7 protein-coding genes and 3 tRNA genes are annotated in these 7,482 nt (G+C 66.2%); all 10 read right to left on the bottom strand.

Annotated elements, in window-relative coordinates; genetic code table 11:
- Nucleotides 1-144: 144 nt before the first annotated feature.
- The 10 genes from ACN4F8_RS17720 to trpE all read right to left on the bottom strand — a co-directional run bounded on the left by ACN4F8_RS17720 (nt 145) and on the right by trpE (nt 7,136).
- Nucleotides 145-219 (bottom strand) — tRNA-Thr (locus tag ACN4F8_RS17720).
- A 72-nt stretch (nt 220-291) separates the two neighbouring features.
- Nucleotides 292-365, bottom strand: a tRNA-Gly gene (locus ACN4F8_RS17715).
- 88 nt (nt 366-453) lie between these two features.
- Nucleotides 454-539, bottom strand: a tRNA-Tyr gene (locus tag ACN4F8_RS17710).
- 66 nt (nt 540-605) lie between these two features.
- Nucleotides 606-1,268 carry a uracil-DNA glycosylase gene (locus tag ACN4F8_RS17705; RefSeq protein ID WP_419474780.1) on the bottom strand — a complete coding sequence of 221 codons (663 nt, stop codon included), beginning with the start codon at nt 1,266-1,268 and terminating at the stop codon, nt 606-608.
- Nucleotides 1,269-1,278: 10 nt separating this feature from the next.
- The gene (trpC, locus tag ACN4F8_RS17700) at nt 1,279-2,079 is read right to left on the bottom strand and encodes an indole-3-glycerol phosphate synthase TrpC (RefSeq protein ID WP_419474777.1); all 801 of its coding nucleotides are present in this window, start codon (nt 2,077-2,079) and stop codon (nt 1,279-1,281) included.
- A 14-nt stretch (nt 2,080-2,093) separates the two neighbouring features.
- Nucleotides 2,094-3,137: an anthranilate phosphoribosyltransferase gene (gene trpD / locus ACN4F8_RS17695; protein WP_419474776.1), complete on the bottom strand. Its 1,044-nt coding sequence runs from the start codon at nt 3,135-3,137 to the stop codon at nt 2,094-2,096.
- Between the two features lie 22 nt (nt 3,138-3,159).
- Entirely contained in the window at nt 3,160-3,798 is a 639-nt protein-coding gene (locus ACN4F8_RS17690) for a LysE family translocator (protein ID WP_419474775.1), read from the bottom strand.
- Nucleotides 3,799-3,811: 13 nt separating this feature from the next.
- The gene (gene ltaE / locus ACN4F8_RS17685) at nt 3,812-4,879 is read right to left on the bottom strand and encodes a low-specificity L-threonine aldolase (protein WP_419474774.1); all 1,068 of its coding nucleotides are present in this window, start codon (nt 4,877-4,879) and stop codon (nt 3,812-3,814) included.
- Nucleotides 4,880-4,959: 80 nt separating this feature from the next.
- Nucleotides 4,960-5,532, bottom strand: coding sequence for an anthranilate synthase component II (locus ACN4F8_RS17680; RefSeq protein ID WP_419474779.1), 573 nt, complete (start codon nt 5,530-5,532; stop codon nt 4,960-4,962).
- Between the two features lie 104 nt (nt 5,533-5,636).
- The gene (gene trpE, locus ACN4F8_RS17675; protein WP_419474773.1) at nt 5,637-7,136 is read right to left on the bottom strand and encodes an anthranilate synthase component I; all 1,500 of its coding nucleotides are present in this window, start codon (nt 7,134-7,136) and stop codon (nt 5,637-5,639) included.
- Nucleotides 7,137-7,482: the final 346 nt, after the last annotated feature.

Here is a 7,482-nt window from a genome sequence, read left to right as displayed (position 1 = left end):
TCGTCTTGCCATGGTCAACGTGACCAATCGTGCCCACGTTCACGTGCGGCTTGGTCCGCTCAAATTTCTCTTTTGCCATTTTTCAGCTCCAAATCAAAACTGCCGAAACAACCAAAAATCTGCAAAGGCAGACCTGCAAATAACTGGTGCCCTTGGCGGGAATCGGACCCGCGACCTCTCCCTTACCAAGGGAGTGCTCTACCACTGAGCCACAAGGGCCAAGGAAGCCGGCAAACCGGCCGTCCTGGGACATTCAAAAAACCAACTCTAAAACTCACCACCGACAGGACATGGAGCGGGAGACGGGAATCGAACCCGCGTCATCAGCTTGGAAGGCTGGGGTTCTACCATTGAACTACTCCCGCCAAATTCGCCCCGCCCAAACGGACCACCCCCACTTGGGGATAAGCCGCCGGACGCATAGTCCCATCGCTTACATGTCACATCAATCGCTGGTGGAGGAGGCTGGATTCGAACCAGCGTACGCGTAAGCGGGCAGATTTACAGTCTGCTGCCTTTAACCACTCGGCCACCCCTCCATAGCGCAGCCCGCGATTATGCCATGGTTTTCGTCCAGCCAACCAGCCTTCCTGCAAGAGCACGCATCACCATGCAACAGGGGGCATGCCCTGCAGCGCCAACCACCTGTTGGTCTGACTGAAATGGCAGCACCCGATAAACGGCACGGGGCCGCGGCGTGCCGACAGCGGCGACGGGTGGTTGGCGAACAGCAGCAGATGCCGCCCGGCGTCGATGAGGGCTGCCTTTTTCTGGGCATGTGCGCCCCAGAGCAGAAAGACCTTGGGTTGGCCCGTGGTGCTGCAGCGTTCGATGATGCGATCGGTGAGCGACTCCCAGCCTTGTTTGGCGTGGCTCGCGGGCTGGCCGTCTTCCACTGTCAGGCAGGTGTTGAGCAGCAACACGCCCTGCCGCGCCCAACGCACCAGGGAGCCGTTGGCCGGCGTGGGCAGGCCCAGGTCGCGCTGCAGTTCCTGAAAGATGTTGCGCAGGCTGGGCGGCGGTTTCACGCCGGGCGCGACCGAGAACGCCAGCCCCTCGGCCTGACCGGGTCCGTGGTACGGGTCCTGACCCAGCACGACCACCCGAACCTGGTCGGGCGGGGTGAGCTGCAAGGCCCGCAGGGGCTCGGGCGGGTAGATGGTGGCGCCTTGGGCGCGACGGGCTTCGAGAAAAGTCTGGAGTGCCGCCCCTTCTGCCGAGCGCCAGAAATCCGCGGTCAGATCGGCCCAGCCCGACGCGTCCTGCATGGCCACGCGCTCAGGCGAACAGCTCGGCCAGCGCCAGGCCCGGCTCGGGCGCGCGCATGAACGCCTCGCCCACCAGGAAGGCGTGTACGCCAGCAGCGCGCATGGTCTGCACGTCGTCGCGACCCAGGATGCCGGACTCGGTGATCAGCAGGCGGTCGGCCGGCACGTCGACCATCAAGTCCAGCGTGGTCTGCAGCGTGACCTCGAAAGTGCGCAGGTTGCGGTTGTTGATGCCGATCAGCGGCGTCTTGAGCTTGAGCGCGCGCTGCAGCTCCGCCCGGTCGTGCACCTCCACCAGCACCGCCATGTTCAGGCTCAGCGCCAGCGCTTCAAGATCGGCCATCTGCGTATCGTCCAGGCAGGCGGCGATCAGCAGGATGGCGTCGGCGCCCATGGCGCGGGCTTCATAGATTTGGTACGGGTCGACCATGAAATCCTTGCGCAGCACGGGCAGATCGCAGCTGGCGCGGGCCTGCTTCAGGTAGTCGGTGCTGCCCTGGAAAAATTGCTTGTCGGTCAGCACCGACAGGCAGGCCGCGCTCACCTGACCGTCGCCCTCGGCGTAGCTCTGGGCGATGTCGGCCGGGATGAAGTCTTCGCGCAGCACGCCCTTGCTCGGGCTGGCCTTTTTCACTTCGGCGATCACCGCGGCCTGGCCAGCGGCGATCTTGCGGCGCAACGCACCTTCGAAATCGCGCGTGAGCACACGGCTCTCGGCGTCGAAGCGCACCACGTCGAGCGGCTTCTTGCGCTGCGCGGCGGCGATTTCTTCGTGCTTCACAGTCACGATCTTCTGCAGGATGTCGCTCATGGCAATGTTCCAGGTCAGGCCGCGAAGGCCTTGAGTTGTTCGAGTTTGGCCAGGGCCGCGCCCGAGGCCAGCGTGCGCCGCGCCAACGCGATGCCGTCACCCATGCTGGTGACCACGTTGGCCGCGTACAGCGCCACGCCGGCGTTGAGCGCCACGATCTCGCTGGCGGCTTTGAAGGTCGGGTCGTCGCGGGCTTCGAGCACGCCCATCAGCATCTGGCGTGAGGCCTCGGGCGTTTCCACGCGCAGCGCGCGGCTGCTGGCCATGGTCATGCCGAAGTCTTCAGGATGGATTTCGTATTCGGTTATCTCGCCATCCTTGAGCTCACCCACCAGCGTGGCCGCGCCGAGCGAGACCTCGTCCATGCCGTCACGCCCATAAACCACCACCGCGTGCTCGGCGCCCAGCCGCTGCAACGCGCGCACCTGGATGCCGACCAGGTCGGGGTGGAACACGCCCATGAGGATGTTGGGCGCCGAGGCCGGATTGGTCAGCGGACCCAGGATGTTGAAGATGGTGCGCACACCCAGTTCCTTGCGCACCGGCGCCACATGCTTCATGGCACTGTGATGGTTGGGCGCGAACATGAAGCCCACGCCGACCTGCTCGATGCAGCGCGCGATGGCCTCGGGCGGCAGGTTGATGTTCACGCCCAGGCTCTCCAGCACATCGGCGCTGCCGCTCTTGCTGGAGACACTGCGCCCGCCATGCTTGCTCACGCGCGCGCCGGCCGCGGAGGCGACAAACATGCTGCAGGTGGAGATGTTGAAGGTGTGCGAGCCGTCGCCGCCGGTGCCCACGATGTCGACCAGGTGCGTCTTGTCGGCAACAAACACCTTGGTGGAGAACTCGCGCATCACCTGGGCGGCCGCGGTGATCTCGCCGATGGTTTCCTTCTTCACGCGCAGGCCGGTGATGAAGGCGGCCATCATCACCGGCGACATTTCGCCGCTCATGATCAGGCGCATGAGGTGCAGCATCTCGTCGTGAAAGATCTCGCGGTGTTCGATGGTGCGCTGCAGCGCCTCTTGCGGCGTGATCTTGTGGCTGTTCGGCATGCGTGTCTCCAAAGCTTCTTGTTTACTGAACGGGATTGTCGGCCAAGGCCAGGCGCAGGCCGAAGCCCACGAAGAGCACGCCCGCGGCGCGGTCCAGCCAGTGCATGGCGCGCTGCACGGTCTGCACGCGGCGCGCGGCCCAGGCGGCCAGCCAGGCGTAACCGAAGTTGATGGGCAGCGAGTTGAGGTTGAAGATCAGCCCCAGCAGCAAAAACGCGAGCGCCTTGTTCGGCGCCTCGGGCGCGATGAACTGCGGCACGAAGGCCAGAAAAAAGATCGCCACCTTGGGGTTGAGCACGTTGGTGAGGAAGCCGCGGCGGTACACGCGCCACAGGTTCACCTCGGTCGTTCCGGCGCTCAGATTCAGCGGCGTGGCCTTCGAGAGGAGCAGGCGCACACCCATCCACAGCAGGTAGGCCGCGCCGATCCACTTGAGCACGGTGAACGCGGTGGCGGACGCGGCCAGCAGCGCGCTCACGCCGATGGCGGCAGCGAACACGTGCACAAAACAGCCGCTGACGATGCCCAACGCGGCCACGACGCCGGCGCGCACGCCGCTCTTCAATGCGTTCGTGACGATGTAGAGCACGTCCGGGCCGGGCGTGAGGTTGAGCAGCCAGCCGGCCGCGATGAAGAGCAGGAGTTGCGGCAGCTCGGGCATGACGGCCTCCGGTTCAGTAGACAGCCGAGCCGGCCACCCGCGCAGTCGGTGCGCTACCGCCCTGCGCGAAGAAGGTCTTGACGCTGGCGATCGCGCGGTCGACGCCGGCCGCGTCCACGTCGAGATGCGTCACGAAGCGCAGGCCGATCAGACCGGTGGCCAGCACACCGTCGTGCGCCAGGTGGGCGAGCAGATCGGGGCCATGCCCGTTCGCCACGTCGACGAACACGATGTTGGTCTGCGCCGAGCGCACGCTCAGTCCATCAATGCCGGCCAGCCCCAGGGCCAGGCGTTGTGCGAGCGCGTGGTCGTCGGCCAGGCGGTGGACGTGGTGGTCCAGCGCGTGGTGCGCCGCGGCCGCGAGCAGGCCCGACTGGCGCAAGCCGCCGCCGAGCATCTTGCGCCAGCGCAGCGCGCGGCGGATCAGGTCTTTGGAGCCGCACAGCGCCGAGCCCACGGGTGCGCCCAGGCCCTTGCTGAAGCAGACCGAGACGCTGTCGAAGCGGTCGACGATGCCGCGCACGGCTGCGTAGGGATCACCCCCGGCCGCCACCGCCGCGTTGAACACGCGCGCGCCGTCCAGATGCACCGCCAGGCCATGTTCACGCGCCAGCGCGGTCGCCTGATCAAGGTAATCGGCCGACATGGGGTGGCCGTTCCAGGTGTTCTCCAGGCACAGCAGGCGCGTGCGCGCAAAGTGCGGGTCGTCGGGCTTGATGGCCGCAGCGATGTCGGTCAGCTGCATCTGCCCGGTGGCGTTTTGCGCCAGCGGCTGCGGCTGGATGCTGCCCAGCACCGCCGCGCCACCGCCTTCGTAGCGGTAGGTGTGGGCGTTCTGGCCCACGATGTACTCGTCGCCGCGCTCGCAGTGCGCCAGCATCGCGCAGAGGTTGCTCTGCGTGCCGCTGGCCATGAAGAGCGCGGCTTCCTTGCCGGTGAGGGCGGCCACCTTGTCCTGCAGCGCATTGACGGATGGGTCGTCACCGAACACGTCGTCGCCCAAGGGCGCGGCCATCATGGCTTCACGCATGGCAGCCGTGGGTTGGGTGACGGTGTCGCTTCTCAGGTCAACGGTTTTCATGCGATCCGGCGCCGGGCCGCCCCAAGCCGGATCAGCCCCCTCGGGGGGCAGTGACCCGCGCAGCGGTGGAACGTGGGGGTTCATGGTTTTTGCTCCAGAAAGTTCTTGAGCATGGCGTGCCCGTGTTCGGTGAGGATGCTCTCGGGGTGGAACTGCACGCCTTCGATGGCGAGCGTCTTGTGCTTCACGCCCATGATCTCGCCGTCATCGGTCCAGGCGGTCACCTCCAGCTCGGGCGGGCAGTCGCTGCGGCGAATGGCCAGCGAGTGGTAGCGGTTCACGGTGAACTGCTCGGGCAGGTTCGCGAACACGCCCACCTGCCGGGTGGTGATGACGCTGGTCTTGCCGTGCATCAGCTCCTGCGCGCGAACCACCGTGCCGCCCAGCGCGGCGCCGATGGCTTGGTGGCCCAGGCAAACACCGAGGATGGGCAGCTTGCCGGCGAAGTGCTGGATGGCGGCCACCGAGATGCCGGCTTCGGCCGGTGAACACGGCCCGGGGGAAATCACGAGGCGGTCCATGCGACCGTCGTCGAGCCGGCTCTGCAGCTCGTCAACGGTGACTTCATCGTTGCGCACCACCGTGACCGCGGCCCCCAACTCACCGAGGTACTGCACGATGTTGAAGGTGAACGAGTCGTAGTTGTCCACCATGAGGACTTTGAGGCCCCCACGCTCTCCCGCTGCGCGTGGGTCGCTGCCCCCCAAGGGGGCTTGAACGCCTTGGGGCGGCCCGGCGTCGTTCATCTTGAGCGTGTTCATTCCAGACCCTCCTCAACCAGTTCGGCCGCGCGCAACAAGGCCCGCGCCTTGTGCTCCGTTTCCCTCCATTCCATCTCGGGCACCGAGTCGGCCACCACGCCGGCCGCGGCCTGCACGTAGAGCGTCTGGTCCTTGATGATGCCGGTGCGGATCGCGATCGCCACGTCCATGTCGCCGGCGTAGCTCAGGTAGCCACACGCGCCACCGTAGATGCCGCGCTTGGTCGGCTCCAGCTGGTCGATCAGTTCCATGGCATGCACCTTGGGCGCGCCGGTGAGCGTGCCGGCCGGGAAGGTGGCCTTGAGCACGTCCATGCTGGTCATGCCGTCGTTGAGCACGCCCTCGACGTTGCTCACGATGTGCATCACGTGGCTGTAGCGCTCCACCGCAAACGCCTCGGTCACCTTGACGGTGCCGATCTTCGCGATGCGGCCGATGTCGTTGCGCGCCAGGTCGATCAGCATCACGTGTTCGGCGCGCTCCTTGGGGTCGTTGATCAGTTCCAGCTCGGTGGCCTTGTCCTGCTCGGGCGTGGCACCGCGCGGGCGGGTGCCGGCCAGCGGGCGGATGGTCACCTTGGTGCCCTCGGGCGTGTTCTCCTGGCGCACCAGAATCTCGGGCGAAGCCCCCACCACGTGGAAATCGCCGAAGTGGTAGTAGTACATGTAGGGCGATGGGTTGAGCGAACGCAGCGCGCGGTACAGGCTCAGCGGCGACTCGGTGTAGCGCTTCTTGATGCGCTGGCCCACCTGCACTTGCATGAAGTCACCGGCGGCGATCAGCTCCTTGGCGCGGTCCACCGCGGCCAAGTAGTCGGCCTTGGCGAAGTCGCGCTCGGCCGGGTAGCCCTGGCTGGGTTTGACCACCGGCGCGCTCACCGAGTACTTCAGCGCCTCGCGCAACTCACGCAGGCGCTTCTTGCCGTTGGCGTAGGCCTCGGGCTGGCCAGGGTCGGCGTAGACGATCAGATAGAGCTTGCCCGAGAGGTTGTCGATCACCGCGAGCTCTTCGCATTGCAGCAAGAGGATGTCGGGGCAGCCCAGGGTGTCGGGCGGGCAGGTTTTCTCGAGCTTCTTCTCGATGTGGCGCACTGCGTCGTAGCCGAAGTAGCCGGCCAGGCCGCCGCAAAAGCGCGGCAAGCCGGGGCGAAGCGCGACCTTGAAGCGCTGCTGGTAGGCGGCGATGAAATCGAGCGGGTTGCCGTGGTTCGTCTCGATCACCACGCCGTCGCGCACCACCTCGGTTTTGGCCTCGGCGCCGAAGCCGGTGGCACGCAACAGCGTGCGCGCGGGCAGGCCGATGAAGCTGTAGCGCCCGAAGCGCTCGCCACCCACCACCGATTCGAGCAGAAAGCTGTGCTTGCCGTCGCCGCGCCCGTGCGCGAGCTTGAGGTAGAGCGAGAGGGGGGTTTCCAGGTCCGCGAAGGCCTCGGCCATCAGCGGGATGCGGTTGTAGCCCTGCTGGGCCAGGCTCTTGAATTCCAGTTCGGTGATCATGTTCGTTCTTTCCATCGGCCACGCGTCGGGTCATCGACACATCGGGCGGGGCGCTGGGTTCCATGCCATCCGGTCAGCGGTGCTGCCGGGCTTGGGTGGGGTGACACAGCGGCGGGCGCGGGGCCTGCGGGTGCTGTGCCAACCCCGGGGGGAGTGCACGTTTACGCTGGCTTGCGCCAGGGCCAGGCTCCCCGGCCGTTGCGGCTCGGCAGAACACCTGAGGGGGTTGTGCATGGGTTGAACATGGTGGCGGGAGTGTAGCAAAGGGCGTGTCGTGGGTCTCAGGGCGATGCTTTGGTTTTACGGCTAAACCCTCTGAACGCAGCTTCGACCCGAAGGGACAATC

Source organism: Hydrogenophaga sp. (assembly GCF_048549895.1).
Classification (GTDB): Bacteria; Pseudomonadota; Gammaproteobacteria; order Burkholderiales; family Burkholderiaceae_C; genus Hydrogenophaga.
Note: the sequence above shows the minus strand (reverse complement) of the source record. Positions and strands in the feature narration are given on the sequence as shown.